The organism is Sporosarcina sp. FSL K6-1508, from assembly GCF_038007465.1.
Classification (GTDB): domain Bacteria; phylum Bacillota; class Bacilli; order Bacillales_A; family Planococcaceae; genus Sporosarcina; species Sporosarcina psychrophila_B.
This window is the reverse complement of record NZ_JBBOXF010000001.1, coordinates 1,557,248-1,573,501: the sequence shown is the minus strand read 5'-3', so window position 1 is coordinate 1,573,501 and position 16,254 is coordinate 1,557,248. Positions and strand designations below refer to the sequence as shown.

Here is a 16,254-nt window from a genome sequence, read left to right as displayed (position 1 = left end):
GTGACGGAAGGTTCATACTTTCCTTCGCAGGTTCTCCCATTCCTCTGTATACTGTTCAGTAGGAGGATTTAAATATGTTTAGAATTATGATTATGATTTTTTCGCTCATTGCAGTTATCCTAGTCAATGCAGCTGCGAATATAATGCCTATCAACGGTAAAACAACTGGGGAAATTTCAAATAGCTTACCAGTGCTATTTACACCAGCAGGTTATGTATTTTCAATTTGGGCAGTTATTTACCTGCTTCTCGCTATCTGGTTGTATGGCTTCATGCGAAACAAAGCAACAGTTGAACATGCGTTATTTACCCGAAGAGCTGTCCTATTTGTGACCAGCTGCCTATTTAACATTGCTTGGATACTGCTCTGGCATTTTGGCTTTTTTGAATGGACGATTGTTGTCATTGTACTACTTCTCGTCACGCTATTGACCATTTACTTTACGTACTCTAAAAGAGATAATCATTTTTACGAAAGAGGTCCGATTGCTGTCTATCTTGGCTGGACTTTTGTCGCCACCATTGCAAACGTCAGCTATGTCCTGACGTTGCACGAGTGGTCTGGGTGGGGTCTAAGTGATCCTTTATGGACCGTTATCTACCTAACGTTTGCTACTGCGATTGCTCTTCATTTTTTGTACCATTATGCAGACATAGCATTCAACGCAGTTTTCATATGGGCATTTATTGGCATTGCAGTAAAAAATGGCGGAGATGAATTATTCGTTTCAGCTGCAGCCCTATTTCTCGCTGCCTCCATCGCAGCCTCTATTTTCTTTAGAAGAAGATCACTTACCTCTACAAAATAAAAAAATCGCCGTCCTCCAACAAAGGAGAAAACGGCGATTTTTTATTTACGCTCAAGAAGACGCGGTGCTGTAGTGAACAATAAAGACGTTACAATCGCTGCCAAAATAATTGCCGGTATCATGTAACTTGCATTATAAAGTAATGAATAAAGCCATACAGGCTGTCCTTCGGGTGCATAAGAAGCAAAGAATACGATTCCCCCGATAAAGTGGATTAGATATCGAAGAAAACCACCGATGACTGTTCCTATGACAATTGCAGTAACCATCGATCCTTTGTTACCTTTTGCTTTACTGCTTAACAGCCATGCTAGCGTAACACCAGCTACTCCGACGAGCGTATAAGCGACGAAATAATCGAGCGCCGCCTGTATAGGGTTTAATACAAATCCACCCATCAGAAGTTGCAATACACCTGATACGAACCCTGTCAGCATGCCGCCCATAATGCCCCAACGAAATGCCATGATGACAATCGGTAACATCGATAGTGTCACCGACCCACCCTGTGGCATTTTAAAACCAATCTGATCAAGTACAAATGAAATCGCACCTAAAATAGCTACCTCAAGTAAAAGTTGAAGTTTTTTCCGTTCCAATTTTATTCCTCCCCCTACCAGTTCAGCGTAGGATGTGGCCATAAAAAAAGACATCCCGGATAGATGGGACATCGAATATGTCAATTTCCATCCACATCCCTACGCAAGAATAATCTTACAGGTTCTAAGGGTCAGGACAACTTGTCCAATCTCAGCCAAAATAGGCACCCCTTGTGGTTCCAGTAATTCAGTTGTCCATTACATTGTATAAGATGGCCCCCCTTTAAGCAAGATGATTAATAAGGATGGAAAGTATCCGATATAGTAAAAGTACAATGGAGGGATATCTTTGATGAACAGTAAACTACTAGCTGCCTTATGCTATTTTAGCGTTTTTTTCGCCCCTTTACTTCTGCCTGTCATCGTTTATTTCGTTACGGACGACCGGGAAGTAAAAACCCACGCAAAACGCTCATTTGTTTCCCATCTTGTTCCTACCGTACTTCTTATTGCGGGATTAGTCATTTTTTCTTTTTCAATGTTTTCCTTTACGTACAGCATGGATGAGATGCCGAGCGGAAATTTCGGCTTTTGGCAACTAACTCCCCTTCTTTTCATGCTTGTCTACGGAATACTCTTATTGGCTATTCTTATTTGGAACGTATTTCAAGGCGTCAAAGTATTGAGATAAATGTTTACAAAACAGCCATTACGGGAAAAAGTAAGAAATGCTTTATCTAGGAGTGATTTCTGATGAAACTTGGCAGATTACTGAAAACCGCTATAAAATGGGCACCCGTCGTCTATCCGATTGTACGAAAAGTGATGTCGAAAAAAAAAGCGGCTGGTACTACAATTCCACGAAGATAAATTGAAAGCCTGCAAACATTTTTAAAGTTTGCAGGCATTTTTGTTCACCTCATTATGATATAGTATGGTATGAAAAAGAATGAACGGAAGAAAGGACTTGTGCATAATGATTGCAAAAACTGAGCAAGAAATTGAAGCGTTAAAAAAAATCGGCAAAATTGTTGCTGAAATCAGGGAAGCGATGAAAGAAGCAACCGTCCCCGGTAAAACGACGAAAGAAATCGATGATATTGGAGGACGCCTATTCGAAGAGAAAGGTGCAATCTCGGGACCCATCGCAGAGTATGATTTTCCTGGCTTTACATGCATCAGCGTTAACAGTGAAGTTGCCCACGGTATGCCTGGTTCACGCATCATAGAAGACGGAGATCTTGTTAATATTGACGTCTCTGGTTCCTACAATGGTTATTTTGCTGACACAGGCATTTCATTTGTCGTTGGTACACCCGATGACAAGAAACAGCAATTATGCGATGTGGCTAAAAGTGCTTTTGAACGTGCAATGACAAAAGTTAAAGCAGGTTCTAGCTTAAATCAAATCGGTAAAGCAGTTGAACGCGAAGCAAAAGAACATGGCTTAAAAGTCATCAAAAACTTGACTGGCCACGGTATCGGTAAAGCGTTGCACGAAGAACCTTCGCATGTACTCAACTATTATGACGCTTGGGATAAGACGCTTTTAAAAGAAGGAATGGTTCTCGCAGTTGAACCTTTTATCTCTGAAAAAGCGGAGCATATTATCGAATCAGGAGATGGTTGGACGTTCATTACACCGGACAAATCCCTCGTAGCTCAAATCGAGCATACAATCATCGTTACAAAAGGCGAGCCAATCATTTTGACACAACTATAATCAGTGTGTGGTGCTTTCTTTCAACAAATATAGAAAAGGGCTATCCGTGGAAATCCAATGTACTTGGATTTCCGGATAGCCCTTTTTACTATTTCTTTTTAGTAGTTGCGATTGTTTTTGAATTTCCTTCTGCTAAGTGGCCTTTATACCAGACTTTTTGGACCGTTTTGATTCCCTTAGTCAGCTTACGGTAATCCCGTTCTTCAGGGTATGATAACAGCGTCAGCACTTCCCCGTCTCCGCCTGCACGCCCTGTTCTGCCTGAACGATGTAAGTATTGCTCAACAGTATGCGGCACGTCAACGTGGATGACATGCGTTAATCCGTCAATATCTAGACCGCGTGCTGCAAGATCTGTCGCTATCAAAATTCGAAGCTCGCCTTTACGGAAACTATCCAATGTTTGCTGTCTTTCAAATTTCGTCATTTCTGAATGAAGAACCGCAATCGGCGCTTCATTATACTTAAGCTTCATTTCTTTCATACGAAGCTGATCCACATTATTAATAAAAGCAAGGGCACGAATTCCCTTTAAATAAGAAATTCCGCGCAAGACATCCGTTTTATCACGAGCATCAGTCTTTACAAACGAATGAACAACTTTACCCGATTTCGGCATCTCTTCCGCGCCTACCTGGATTCGGATTGGATCAGTCATAAACTTGCTAGCAACAATTTCAATTTCATCTGTAATTGTTGCGGAGACGGCTACAACTTGTCTTTCCGGGTTTGCTGCTTCAATCATATTTTTTACAACGACACGATGATCGCGCGCCAAAAGCTGATCACCTTCGTCGAGAACAATGTGGCGTATATCGTGCATCTTTAACTTTTTCACTTTGATGAGTTCCGCTAAACGGCCAGGTGTTCCTACCACAATTGATGGTTTTTTCTTTAATTGTTCTATCTGGCGCTGCATATTAGCCCCACCAATTAGTTGTGTAACCGTGATACTTGTTCCGGTCACCCATTCCCTGATGACGTTAACTATTTGCATCGACAGCTCCTGTGACGGCGTAATAATCAGCGCCTGCGTTTGTTTTTTATCGCCATCAACCAATTGTAGAAGCGGTAATACAAATGCCAGCGTCTTACCTGAACCAGTCGGCGATTCTGCAACTATGTCTTTTCCTTCAAGCATCTCTGGAATCATTTTCTCTTGGATAGGCATCTCATAGTCAAATTTCCATTTCTCTTTAAACATATCGTCCATATTTTCTAAGAAGGACATTATTATCCCCACCTTCACTCTATTCCTCTCAGTTTATCATAACAGGCTCTTATACACTCTATTTCTGACAAAACTGATTAAGGTTTCCGTCTTGCGTTGACCCGCTGTTCGAACGCATATGCATAGCCAATCAATTCCGGTTCAGTAAATGCTTTCCCCGAAAAAGTGATACCAAACGGTTCACCAGCATCGGAATAAGCCCCCGGAACGGTAATGGATGGATACCCTGCCGCCGCTCCAAAACTGCATCCATGATCTTGAGGAAATACAAGCGCTTGTACATTGTGCTCTTCCAACGCTTTTCCAAGCGCAATTTCACCTGCAAGATGGCGATTCCGAATAAATGCTTCGATATAGGCACGTTCAGTCAGCGTTCCGCTTGTCCGCTCCACTTTTTCTAACATCACTTGACCGAATTTCAATGTCTCTTCTGCATGTTCATTGTTGAAACGGATAACATCTGACAAAGTACGGATTGGGTTTGCCGCCGGTGTTTTCCCCAGATAAGCATTCAACGCTGCTTTGAATTCATAAAGAAGTACGTTATAACCAAGATCATTTTCCATCGTCCCTAAATCGATATCATCAATAATGATAGCTCCAGCAGCTTCAAGCTCTTTAAGGGCTATGTCAAAAAGAGACATACGTTCTGTCGATGCCTCTCTTTCAAAAATCGCGCGTGCTACACCAAGACGGACGCCTTCAAGCGCCGCTGTATCGAGGAGAGACATCCAATCAACTCCATCCAAACGAACTGCCTCTTCTGTTACTGGATCTTCCGGATCGTGGCCAATCAGTAGACTAAATGTAATTGTTGCATCTTTCACAGTCCTTGCCATGGGTCCCGGAGTGTCTTGTGTATAAGAAAGCGGTATCACTCCTGTACGGCTAATCGCTCCGACAGTCGGTTTAATACCTACAAGTGAGTTCTGCGCGGACGGATTGAGAATTGACCCCGTCGTCTCCGTACCGATTGCTACTACCGCCAGATTCGCAGCAATACCAGCACCAGCACCTGAACTTGACCCCCCAACATCGAATAGTCCATAAGGATTGTTCACTTGTCCACCGCGTGAACTCCAGCCGTTCGTCATCCGGTCCGACATGAAGTTTGCCCACTCCGTCATATTCGTCTTGCCAAGGATAACTGCGCCTGCTGCACGTAATTTCTTAACTAGGAAGGAATCTTCTGCGGCATAGAAGTCCTTAAATGCAAGAGACCCGCAACTCGTATGCATCCTATCCTTCGTCCCCATATTGTCTTTCAATAACACCGGAATACCATGAAGCAGAGAGCGTGGTCCCTTTACTGCTCTTTCCACGTCTAACGCTCTGGCGATTTGTACTGCTTGCAGGTTCAGTTCCAGCACCGCATTCACGTTTTTATTACGACGGGAAATCATATCCATATACATAAGCGTAATTTCCTCAGAAGTTAATTCTCCGCTATCCATCTTCTCTTGCAGGGCAGAAATTGTTGTTTCGTCTAGTTGTTCGCTTTGAAACTTTTTCAATTTATCATTTAGCATCATAGAACCCCCGACATCCTTAAGCTTATACCACCAGTTTACCTCAATTCTTTAAACATAAGACAGCCCCATATAAAAATGCCGGCATGTGGAGACTTTCCAGCCGGCATGGGATTATTCAGTTCGTACTATATATGCTTTCATAAGTGCGTACAACGGAAGTTCGTAAAGCTGTTTACCATGTAATTTAAAAACACCCTTTTTTACAAGTCTCTGAATAATTTCCTCTCTCTTTAAATCCATCTGTGTTTCTTCTATCCTTCTCATGCTGAAATTTCCTCCTTGATGTCGAATCCACACTATGTATTCCTTTATTTAATTCATCCTAAACATGAAAATCGCTTTTTTTCACTTCATAGGCTATTGAAGAAGATACATTTTCCCTTAGCTGCTACTCGGCTGCCCGCTGTTAGCAGATTTACCATTATTCATCTCTACATGGTAAATACTTTATCAATCTTTTCTCGATCATAATCCAATATCCAATCATTATATTCAGTGTAAACTTCCCGGAGAGTTTCCGGAGAAGTAGCCACTAAATCACAGCCTCTATCATCATAAACATGAAAGATGGTTTCTTTTTTTATATTTATGAAATAGACTCGATCATCAATACTCGGCTTTATCCCCATATCGGTGTTGCATATCGCTTTTAAAAGGCTGACATATTTAATGTCGGAGGTTTTACATTTAAGTACAAAGCGATGTGTTTTGTATTTGCCTTCTTCATTATCTTCCGGGATGATGTAAGGTATTATTTTATGCTGCAATTTATATAAAATAGCCTTATCTCTTACATACCGTGAGAAGATGTTCAATCTGCCACGGAATGCCCATTTACCTCCGAAGTCGTTTACATTTACCACAATCATAATTTCATCATTTTCACTATGCAAAGATTTAAACAAAGTTATAGTCCTTTCATACACGCCTTTAAGATAAACACTTTCTTCCTTACCTTTCCAATCCACCCCTAATTCAAATCGGATACCAGTATCGCAATTGTAAAACAAAGGTGGTGTAAGGATTAAGTTCGGGAAGTTAGTTGCCATAAACTTTTCTAGATTCATACTTTATAGCTCCTATCGTTATAAATACATTTTAATCGTATTTCCTACTACTACTATTACGTTGGCTTACCAAAAAGGTTCCCCTGATTTTTCCAGGGAAACCTTTTTTCAGCCTATACTCTATTTTCCAAATTACGAGCAGTTGGACTCTTCTCCACTTCCTTATTCTCCTTAAATGTTCCAAGTGTTTTATCAAATGACGTATGAGTGACACCGAACCAGTAATTCTCGTTTTTAAAATGATGCAGAAGATGATGTTTCTTAATATTTTTACCCATTTTGGTGCGAGGCTGAATAGGCTTATGTGCTATATAGTGTTTCCATTCGTAGTAGACGAAATAAGTAATCAGTCCAGTTGCGAATGCGGTTGTCAGCCCGATACTACCTGTACTGAAATAAACGATAAGTGAATAAATTATAAATCCAGGAATACTGAACCATAATGGCAAAAATAATAACTTCAAATCATCCGGATCGACATGATGATCATAATGTAAACGTTTGATCATCTTCAACAAAAATGGATTTTCAGGCGTTTTAATGTGAAATAAAAAGCGGTGTACAATGTATTCGCTTGTTGCATACGTCAACATCCCGATAATTAAAGCAATCCACGTCCCGTAAAATAATACATGGGGCAAGGTAAGGGAAGCACATAGTAATAAAACGATAAACATGACAGTTATATCAGGGAATGCAGCAAATTCCTTCACATACTTTTTCACGTTAAATTTATCCTCCTTTTCCATTAATTATATAATAATAATTCTGATAACTCAATCACTATATATATTGAACAAATGAACACGGCATAGGCGCTTTACAATGGATAGAATCAGAATTCCTACTAATATCGCTCCGGCTACCACGAAGTCGCCCCTTCGCTGGATGGTCTTTGAGAAAGCGCATTTCGTTTTCGGGGATGAGGCCTACAACTTGGAGTGCCATAAATTGATCTAACGTGATCAACGAATGTCCCAATACATGAAGAATGAATCAGAATTCCTACTAATTACGCTTCGGCTACCACGAAGTCGCGTCTGCGCTGGATGGTCTATGTGAGAAAGAGCATTTCATTAGCTGTGATGAAATTTGCAACCTGGATTGCGTCTTTCTTGACTAAAATAAATATGTTGAACTATTGAATCCGGTATATAAACTGAGCGAAGGCGCCTTAGCAGGGGTAGCCAACCGAACAACGAAGAGTTCGGTTTGTATAATTTCTGCGTTCTTTGCAGAAATTATACAGTTAATGCCAAGAGGTTATTTCAGATAGGTTAAAGAATACCTCATCTGGCTTATGGCGGGAGGCATCCCCTAGCGCCGTAGCGGTTCAGTGGAATTCTTTATTTCAATATATAGTATCGAATAGTAATCACCTTATAATCTCGGCATATACATATCAAAATCACATTTCTCTCGATAATGAACATCCTAGCGCAGACGCGGCGAAAGGCATTCCCAAAGCGCCAAGCGATCTGAAATCCACACCCCGAATTACAACTCTCTCATTATTGAGCGCCACAGCGGATTCAATGGGATTCTTTAATTTAACATATATAATAAAAAATGCCCTATACGGTTGGTATAGGGCATTTTCGTCACCACTTACTATTCTTATACTTCTTGTAGTAGTTAATTTGTCTGGCGAATAAATATAACTTACGCTTGAAATGACGGTCTTTTTTATAAAACAAAGGATTGCCGTATTTACCCGCTCGAAGCAATGCTTTCACGTCTTTTAGTACATCTGGGTTTGATACGAACTTTTTCAGCACGATTTTAGGTACGACTGTGAACAAGAACTTTTCATTCAGCAATGTCAACGGTTTCTGTTGACCGTGTACAACGTCATCGACCAAGTACTTCGCCATATTATGACCGCAAGCCGTGATATAGTAGCTTGAACGTCCTTGCCGGATATTCACTTCAAACACTTTGAACTTACCGTCACGCTCATCGTATTTCAAGTCAAAGTTCGCGTAGCCTACATAGTTCAATGCCTCTAGGAACCCTTTCAGCTTCATCATCATCTCTTCATCATATCGGGTGATGAGCGCTGTATAATTTCCAATTGCAGTCACTGTATGCTCTTGCAGCACGACTTGCGCGAAAGTGATGAGTTCAGCTTTTCCATGGCTATTCATATAGAAAACGGAGTCCCACATATATGTATCGTCCCCAGGAATATAATCCTGGATAATGAGATCCTCTTGATAGCCGCTCGCTTTAATCTTTTTGATAACGGCATGGATTTCATCGTAGGAATCGACCTTATACACTTTTTCCATGCCTGCAAACGGATTCTTATAATACTCCACACCGTTGCTCGGTTTAATGATGATCGGGAACGTGACATCTTCTGTAAACGGCTCGTCGTCCCGACATGAATGGAAATAGGTAGCCGGTGCATCGATTCCGTGTTCAGCACATAACTTATAGAAATTTGATTTAACGAGCAAATCGTTCATAAGCGGTTCTGGTATGTAATTAAACACAAAATCACTTTTAAGCTCGTCCGCATTCTCAATAATCATCCGGACATAAAGGTCATTCGTCCCGACAAGAAGCATTTTCTTGCCTGGTTCCGCATACTTGGCAGCAATTTTTTTCAAGAAGTGCACGAATACTTGTTTTTCTGGCAGTTTCGGATTGAGTTCTATACATTTTATAATTGAACTTAAACTGGTGAATGATAAAGGTTCTTTGCCTACTAGAACCGGTTTGATGCCATACTCTTCATGGAATGATATCGCCATGTTGTAGGCATTCATGTCTGTTCCGATAATGATTGGTATGAATGTTTGATTTGTCATTTTATCCTCCAACTATCTTTTCTATTCATAAGTGTATGGTTCCAGTTTTTCATTGTCAAGAAAGCCAATTGGGAGTTGACAAATAAGTAAATCCAGTACTGGCCTGATATGGCTGGTACTGGATTTACTTGTCGGATAAATTAATCTTGCACCAGCTGAATCGATCCCTCTACTGGCCAGATTGAAAAGTCTGTAATAATACCGTCAACGTCGTATTGATAAGCCTTATCGATCCATGCTTGGTTTTTCGTTGACCAGACCAATACTTTTCCACCCTGATTATGTATTTGTTCGATCACACGTTTATTAACATACGAGACGTTAAAGTTAATGTACGTCGCAAAGGACGTTAGATCACTTAATTTTTGAGAAGAGAGGTGCTGGATAGACGGCTTCATAAGAAGTGCCACTTCTAATTCGGGAAGTAGCTTATTTATTTTTCTCATAGATTCGATATCAAAAGATTGAACAATAATACCGTTCAAATCCTTATATTCGCTCAGCAACGCAACTACTTTCTCCTCAATACCCGGGTACTTGGCCGGTTTTTTAATTTCTATTAATAAACCCGCTTTCCCATAAAATTCATCAAACAATTCATTTAATGTAATAACCTGCTCACCCGCAAATGAAGAATGAAATTTCCCACCTGCATCCAGTTTTTTTAATTCGGATAGCGTATAGTCTTTCACATATCCAGAGCCATTTGTTGTCCTATCTACTTTGTCATCATGCATTATGACAAGTTCTCCATCTTTCGATAAATGAACATCACATTCCAAGAAATCCGCACCAAGTTCCAGCGCTTTTTGAAATGAGGCTAGTGTGTTTTCTGGTGCTAAATTAGATGCACCACGATGCGCAATGCTAATCATCCCTTCCATTTCCTTATAATTGAAAGGTCGAGCCTCATAGCCAACTAAAAGCAACATACATAGACTTACGAAAATGAATAGTAATTTCTTTTTCTGTGATCCTCTCATAGTATGACCCCATATCAGATATTGAATACTGACTATTCAAATCATTCTTTTATTTATTATAGCATATGCGAAAGGACCTGCAAATGTTATTTTCCAACTAGGTATAATGATACAAAAACTTCCAAATAAATTTAACTATTCACATTTTATATTCCTTTAAAAGACATTTTTCTTTATATAAGCATTCCTATTAGAAACTTGCCTTCACCTTTTAGTTATGACGCTTTCCTTTTGTCCATACACTGAATAATATGTACATGTTTACGGAGAAGGGAGTTGCAACATATGGCAACAAAACCTCGTCAATTGCAGTCTGGGGATACTGTTGGAATTGTTACGTTAGGAAGCCCATTGGCAGCAAGTATAATAAATGAAGGAATAACTACGTTACGAAATATGGGATTTAAAGTACTTGTAGGGGATCATGTTTATTCATCGAACGGCTATATCGCAGCAACACCAGAGCAAATGGCGTCAGACTTAATGGAGATGTTTCAGAACAAGGAAGTTAAGTGGATATTACCTTCGAGAGGGGGTGTTGGCGTAGCAAGTATTCTCCCTTTCCTTAATTTCTCAATCATAGCTCAAAACCCGAAAATAGTTTCAGGATACAGCGACATTACGGTATTACTAAATGTATTGTACGAATATGCGGATTTAATTACTTTCCAAAGCCTTCTCCTTCTAGATTTTACTACACGCACCCCGGCATATAACTTCAACCAATTCTTCTCGGCAACTTCAACATTAACCGCACCTTGGGAGATTAAAAATCCACCCGGTATGTCCATCGAAAGCTTAGTTCCCGGAAATGTAACCGGTCCCGTTATTGGAGGCAATCTCACATCTTTCATAGGTACGTTAGGAACGTCTTTTGAAATCAATACAGAAGGGAAAATTCTCGTACTTGAAGAAACCCATGAACCGATTAACACAGTTTACAGGTATTTAAACCATCTTTTGTTAGCCAAGAAATTCGATGATTGTGTAGGGATTATTATGGGGGAATGTACGAATTGTGAGGATGCATATGGAAAGTCCTATAAAGATCTTATCAACGAATTTCTAGTTCCATTAGGTAAACCACTTATGTCCAACCTAGCAACTGCACATGGTACATACAAAGCAACAATTCCTATTGGCGTATCCTTGAATATGAACACATCTAACCATACATTAACTGTGTTGGAAGCAGCTGTAAATTAACTCCTACATGGAACTTCTGCATTTCGTGTTCCCTCAACCAATCCTATCATTTATTGTATAAGGTGCTTTTGCGATATAATAAAGGGTATTGAATGGAGGGAATAATTAATGGAAGAGAACAAGAAAATCAGAGAAGCTGTTTTGCGTAGTGTAGAGAACTTGTCAGATGAACAATTGAATGAACAGGTGGAAGAGGGACGCTGGAGTATCATGCAGGTGCTAAATCATTTGTATTTAATGGAACGCGCTATTGTTCACACTCTTTCAAACCAGTTAGCCAATGGTGAAAATAAAACCACTGTTGACAAGCCGATACAATTTACGACGGATCGTTCAACGAAAGTACTTGCCCCTTCATTTGCGACTCCCTCTGACGACTTTATTGCTTTGACAAACATGAAAAGTAACCTCACAACGTCTAGAGAAAACTTAAATACTCTGGTAGCTTCTGCAGATAAAACATTATTAGCGCAAAGAACTTACCCGCATCCAGTATTTGGAGACCTTAGCTTAGAACAATGGATTCCATTTATCGGACTGCATGAAAAAAGACATTTGGCTCAAATTGAAGAAGTAAAAGAAAAGCTAGTATGAAATCACCAAAGGGCCGGAGTAAACTCCAGCTCTTTTTTTTGATGGATATTAGCACATGTATTGAGTAACCAAATGTTGAATTAAAGAATCCCATTGAATCTGCTGTGGTGCTCAATAATGAAAGAGTTGTAATTGGGGGATGTGGATTGCAGATTGCTTGGCGCTTTGGGGATGCCTCCCGCCATAAGCCTGGATTAGCGCTTCGCATCCAGTCTTACGGCTTCGGCGACCCCTTTGCCGCGCCTGCGCTAGAGTGTTGATTATCAGGAGAAATGTGATTTTGAGATGTATATGCCGAGATTATAAGGTGATTACTATTCGATACTATATATTGAAATAAAGAATTTCATTGAACCGCTACGGCGCTAGGGGTAGCCTCCCGCCATAAGCCAAGCAGCTTCGCCGCCAGTCTTATGGCTTCGGCTACCCCTGTTAAGGCGCCTTCGCTCAGTTTTTACACCGGATTCAATTGTTCAACATATATAATTATAGTCAAGAAAGACGCACTCTGGGTTGCAGATTTCATCACAGCTAATGAAATACGCTTTCTCAAATAGACCATCCAGCGCAGGCGCGACTTCGTGGTAGCCGAAGTGATAAGACTGAAAGTGGTCTTCTTTCTGGCTTATCGCGGGAGGCATCCACAAAGCGCCGAAGCGATATTAGAAGGATTTCTAATTCATTCCTCATGTATTGGGACATTCGTTGATCACATTCGATCGATTTATGTCACTCCAGGTTGTAGGTCCCATCCTCGAAAATGAAATGCGCTTTCTCAAATAGACCATCCACAAAGCGTCGAAGCGGTATTAGGAGGTATTACAATCCACTCCAAGTATTAGGGATTTTTCAGTGGCCTCCCAAAAGCACTTGTAAAGCGCATACGCCGTATTCATTTGTTCAAAATATATATAGTAATGACTGTTTAATTTGGTGATAAAGCATTAGATGCCCTCTGTACAGGGATTTTCAGATCAATTAGAGCTGCTCACTCCTTCTGTATAGCATTTCCTTTTCGAATTTAAGACAGTCTGCCTTTCTATATAGTGTCACACTTTTACTTGTATAATCTTTGCTAAATGCCCCTACTCATAGGAGTTATATGCCCTTTTTAATCATCAACTTCGCGGTGCCCATAACATAACAGAAACACCAATTATACAAATCAAAGCCCCAATCCAATCATATGTATCCGGCATCTTTTTATCGACTCCCCATCCCCAAAGAACAGATAGCACAATAAATACTCCCCCATAAGCTGCATAAACCCTACCGAAAGTCGGAAATTGTTGAAATGTCGCAATTACTCCATATAAAGCCAAAACAAAGCCTCCAATAAGCCCTAAGTAAGCAGGCTTTCCTTCTCTTAACCACTGCCAAATCAGATAGCCTCCACCAATTTCCGCTAGTCCTGCAAACAGAAATAGCAGTATGACTGTAATCAACGTAAAGTCACCCTTTCATGATTCAAAAAACAGTACCAGGCACCGCTAAACTTGAAGGCGCCTGGTACTTTTAAATTATTTCTTCTAGTTGGTTCTTAAGCGCCTGCTGCAAAGAACTGAAAGTAGCAACGTTCGCAAAGTTTATTCCTAATTGAACCGAAGTTTGTGCAATTTCAGGACGTATTCCGGTTAACGTTGAGTCGATGCCAAGTAATTTCAGGATTTGTATAATCGGATAAATTTGCTGAGCAACCATTGTGTCAATGATAGATACCCCAGATAAGTCGATAAACAGATGTGTGATTTCCATTTTTACACTTTTCGCTGGAATACATTCCAAAAAACTTTTTCCTCGTATTGCATCTATATTACCGATCAGTGGTAATACTCCAATCGACGTATTAAGTTTTATAATTGGAAAACTTAATTCTGCGATCAAGTTTTGTTGGGCTAAACGTTCGCTGGATGTAATCTGATAATACATTTCAGAAAAGTGGATATACAATTCATCAAACGCCATATGAATTGCAATCCCCCATCTCAGCAGATCATCCTTGGTTATTTCATCTACCTTGGACTTTAAAAACCTCTCGACAAATGTCCAATATACTTGCCTGGCTTTACTAAGTGCATCCAGTACTTCAGGGATAGGCGTATTACTTTCCACCCTGCTTTCAGCCACTTCACGGGCCCACTTTTCCTTATTTGATTCAAAAACTTCTTTATCATTTAAAAGTATACTTGTCACTGTAAGATTTGTTAACCGGTTTTGTTCACGGAGTAATAACTCAGCAGATCCTCCTGCATCTATCGAATAAATGGATCCTCTATTTACTTCCCGCTGAGCAAGCCACTCATCTGAAATAGCAGTTAAATTGGTACTGAGATAATCATACAGTTGCAAATCCATTGCTCTCACTTTTTTCTCCACCTTTTTTGAATGAATTGCACTTCTTTTCATTTACATGGAATACGAAACTATATTTTTCATGCGTGTCCAGAAGTCTAGCAATTTAAATAATAATCTTAAGCAGGTCCTATAAAAACTGATAAAAGTATTCTTTTTGGCCACTCACAATTACAATCAAAAATTCTAATTTTACTATATTATATACTATTACCTAAGCTTAGCCCTAAAAAAATACCCCACTTCAAAAAAAGTAATAAATTGTTTCATTGGCCATATATCTAGAAGTGGGTAATTTTTTTCTAAAGATTTCTAGGACTTTTTTATTTTTAAACCGCCCCTACTTCATTACACTTTTAGTTTAAAAAGACTCTTCATTATCTTCTAACCTATAAATATCTTTCAACTAGCCCTATGATTTTCTAATTTTGCTCATATTCTATTAACAGCAAGAGGAAAGGGGGAAATCAGATGTCTTCTGGAAACTGTGAGAATGTAGGAAACGTTGGAAATGGATCGGGCTTTGCGTTAATCGTTGTATTATTTATCCTGCTAATCATCGTTGGGGCAGCTTTTGTTGGAAACGGCTTTGACGGTGGATATGGTGGCGGCGGTGGCGGCTGTTACTAAACTGAAAATGTAGCTAAATTGGGAGAATACCTAATGTTCAATAACTATTTAGATTTAGTAGCTTATTTTGGAATTGGCGGTGCACATCCTGGTGGATTTTCTTTAACACAATCCATATTGAAAGATGAAAAGATTCAACCTTATGAATCCGTATTAGATATTGGTTGTGGAACTGGCCAGACAGCTGCATTCTTAGCTCAAGGATTCGGGTGTCAAGTTACAGCAATAGACAATCATCCGGTTATGTTAAAGAAAGCGAGAGAGCGCTTCGGTGAGAATGCTTCTCCTGTCTTAGTGATTGAAGGAGATGCACAACAGTTGGCTCTCCCCGATAATTCTTTTGATTTAATAGTAGCCGAGTCTGTTATCGCATTCACTGACATTTCCAAGACACTAACTGAACTATCCAGGGTGTTAAAAAGTGGCGGTCGTATGATTTGCATTGAAATGGCGGCAGAACAATCCCTATCAAATGAATTAAGAAAAAAAGCATACAGCCTATATGGCGTCAGTGAAATTCTAAATGAGCAAGAATGGACATTGAAGTTGCAGCAAGCTGGTTTTAAACAAGTTGAAATAATTGATACGCCCTCTGAACTTCTGAACACTGAAGTTACTGATATAAATCCATCAAAAAGTATAGTTATGGATTTATATGATTTATGGGATGAGCATAATCGTTTCATTACTCAAAACCATAAATTCATCGGATTTCGTGTGTTTCGATGTTTTTTACCATAAGAATAAAACAATCTTTTTTCTAGATGACTAT

General features: G+C 39.8%; 17 protein-coding genes, 1 pseudogene and 1 riboswitch. Of the genes and pseudogenes, 8 read left to right on the top strand and 10 right to left on the bottom strand.

The window, feature by feature from the left end; all coding sequences use genetic code 11:
• Window positions 1-74 precede the first annotated feature (74 nt).
• Window positions 75-809 carry a tryptophan-rich sensory protein gene (locus MKZ11_RS07700; protein ID WP_340793550.1) on the top strand — a complete coding sequence of 245 codons (735 nt, stop codon included), beginning with the start codon at window positions 75-77 and terminating at the stop codon, window positions 807-809.
• A gap of 41 nt (window positions 810-850) precedes the next feature.
• On the opposite strand, the gene thiT is transcribed toward MKZ11_RS07700, so the two are convergent.
• On the bottom strand, window positions 851-1,408 hold the full coding sequence (gene thiT / locus MKZ11_RS07695) for an energy-coupled thiamine transporter ThiT (RefSeq protein ID WP_340793548.1): 558 nt from the start codon (window positions 1,406-1,408) through the stop codon (window positions 851-853).
• 79 nt (window positions 1,409-1,487) lie between these two features.
• Window positions 1,488-1,590: riboswitch (TPP riboswitch) on the bottom strand.
• Window positions 1,591-1,700: 110 nt separating this feature from the next.
• Here thiT and MKZ11_RS07690 point away from each other — a divergent pair.
• From MKZ11_RS07690 to map, 3 genes are all read left to right on the top strand, one after another.
• Window positions 1,701-2,039 carry a hypothetical protein gene (locus MKZ11_RS07690; RefSeq protein ID WP_340796944.1) on the top strand — a complete coding sequence of 113 codons (339 nt, stop codon included), beginning with the start codon at window positions 1,701-1,703 and terminating at the stop codon, window positions 2,037-2,039.
• Window positions 2,040-2,101: 62 nt separating this feature from the next.
• Window positions 2,102-2,218, top strand: coding sequence for a hypothetical protein (locus MKZ11_RS07685; protein ID WP_340793546.1), 117 nt, complete (start codon window positions 2,102-2,104; stop codon window positions 2,216-2,218).
• A 106-nt stretch (window positions 2,219-2,324) separates the two neighbouring features.
• The gene (gene map, locus MKZ11_RS07680) at window positions 2,325-3,071 is read left to right on the top strand and encodes a type I methionyl aminopeptidase (RefSeq protein WP_340793543.1); all 747 of its coding nucleotides are present in this window, start codon (window positions 2,325-2,327) and stop codon (window positions 3,069-3,071) included.
• An 88-nt stretch (window positions 3,072-3,159) separates the two neighbouring features.
• Here map and MKZ11_RS07675 read toward each other — a convergent pair whose 3' ends face one another.
• The 7 genes from MKZ11_RS07675 to MKZ11_RS07645 all read right to left on the bottom strand — a co-directional run bounded on the left by MKZ11_RS07675 (window position 3,160) and on the right by MKZ11_RS07645 (window position 10,700).
• Window positions 3,160-4,302 (bottom strand): DEAD/DEAH box helicase, encoded by a 1,143-nt coding sequence (locus tag MKZ11_RS07675; protein ID WP_340793541.1) that lies wholly within the window; start codon window positions 4,300-4,302, stop codon window positions 3,160-3,162.
• Between the two features lie 77 nt (window positions 4,303-4,379).
• Window positions 4,380-5,831, bottom strand: a complete 1,452-nt coding sequence (locus tag MKZ11_RS07670; protein ID WP_340793539.1) for an amidase family protein — start codon at window positions 5,829-5,831, stop codon at window positions 4,380-4,382.
• 114 nt (window positions 5,832-5,945) lie between these two features.
• Entirely contained in the window at window positions 5,946-6,098 is a 153-nt protein-coding gene (gene fbpA, locus MKZ11_RS07665; protein ID WP_340793537.1) for a Fur-regulated basic protein FbpA, read from the bottom strand.
• A 167-nt stretch (window positions 6,099-6,265) separates the two neighbouring features.
• On the bottom strand, window positions 6,266-6,901 hold the full coding sequence (locus tag MKZ11_RS07660) for a DUF3885 domain-containing protein (protein WP_340793535.1): 636 nt from the start codon (window positions 6,899-6,901) through the stop codon (window positions 6,266-6,268).
• Window positions 6,902-7,014: 113 nt separating this feature from the next.
• The gene (locus MKZ11_RS07655; RefSeq protein ID WP_445326982.1) at window positions 7,015-7,650 is read right to left on the bottom strand and encodes a sterol desaturase family protein; all 636 of its coding nucleotides are present in this window, start codon (window positions 7,648-7,650) and stop codon (window positions 7,015-7,017) included.
• A gap of 852 nt (window positions 7,651-8,502) precedes the next feature.
• On the bottom strand, window positions 8,503-9,717 hold the full coding sequence (locus MKZ11_RS07650) for a carboxylate--amine ligase (RefSeq protein ID WP_340793531.1): 1,215 nt from the start codon (window positions 9,715-9,717) through the stop codon (window positions 8,503-8,505).
• 140 nt (window positions 9,718-9,857) lie between these two features.
• On the bottom strand, window positions 9,858-10,700 hold the full coding sequence (locus tag MKZ11_RS07645; RefSeq protein ID WP_340793529.1) for a glycerophosphodiester phosphodiesterase: 843 nt from the start codon (window positions 10,698-10,700) through the stop codon (window positions 9,858-9,860).
• A 285-nt stretch (window positions 10,701-10,985) separates the two neighbouring features.
• Between MKZ11_RS07645 and MKZ11_RS07640 the strand changes: the two genes are divergently transcribed.
• Both MKZ11_RS07640 and MKZ11_RS07635 read left to right on the top strand, forming a co-directional pair.
• Window positions 10,986-11,906: a S66 peptidase family protein gene (locus tag MKZ11_RS07640; protein ID WP_340793528.1), complete on the top strand. Its 921-nt coding sequence runs from the start codon at window positions 10,986-10,988 to the stop codon at window positions 11,904-11,906.
• A 108-nt stretch (window positions 11,907-12,014) separates the two neighbouring features.
• Window positions 12,015-12,500 carry a DinB family protein gene (locus MKZ11_RS07635; RefSeq protein ID WP_340793527.1) on the top strand — a complete coding sequence of 162 codons (486 nt, stop codon included), beginning with the start codon at window positions 12,015-12,017 and terminating at the stop codon, window positions 12,498-12,500.
• Between the two features lie 1,118 nt (window positions 12,501-13,618).
• Here MKZ11_RS07635 and MKZ11_RS07630 read toward each other — a convergent pair.
• On the bottom strand, window positions 13,619-13,945 hold the full coding sequence (locus MKZ11_RS07630) for a YnfA family protein (protein ID WP_340793524.1): 327 nt from the start codon (window positions 13,943-13,945) through the stop codon (window positions 13,619-13,621).
• 70 nt (window positions 13,946-14,015) lie between these two features.
• Window positions 14,016-14,855: an STAS domain-containing protein gene (locus tag MKZ11_RS07625; RefSeq protein ID WP_340796943.1), complete on the bottom strand. Its 840-nt coding sequence runs from the start codon at window positions 14,853-14,855 to the stop codon at window positions 14,016-14,018.
• A gap of 504 nt (window positions 14,856-15,359) precedes the next feature.
• Here MKZ11_RS07625 and MKZ11_RS25040 point away from each other — a divergent pair.
• Both MKZ11_RS25040 and MKZ11_RS07615 read left to right on the top strand, forming a co-directional pair.
• Window positions 15,360-15,431 (top strand): annotated as a pseudogene (locus MKZ11_RS25040) (YjcZ family sporulation protein); the annotation flags it as partial.
• Window positions 15,432-15,515: 84 nt separating this feature from the next.
• The gene (locus MKZ11_RS07615; RefSeq protein ID WP_340793520.1) at window positions 15,516-16,223 is read left to right on the top strand and encodes a class I SAM-dependent methyltransferase; all 708 of its coding nucleotides are present in this window, start codon (window positions 15,516-15,518) and stop codon (window positions 16,221-16,223) included.
• The last annotated feature ends 31 nt before the right edge of the window (window positions 16,224-16,254 follow it).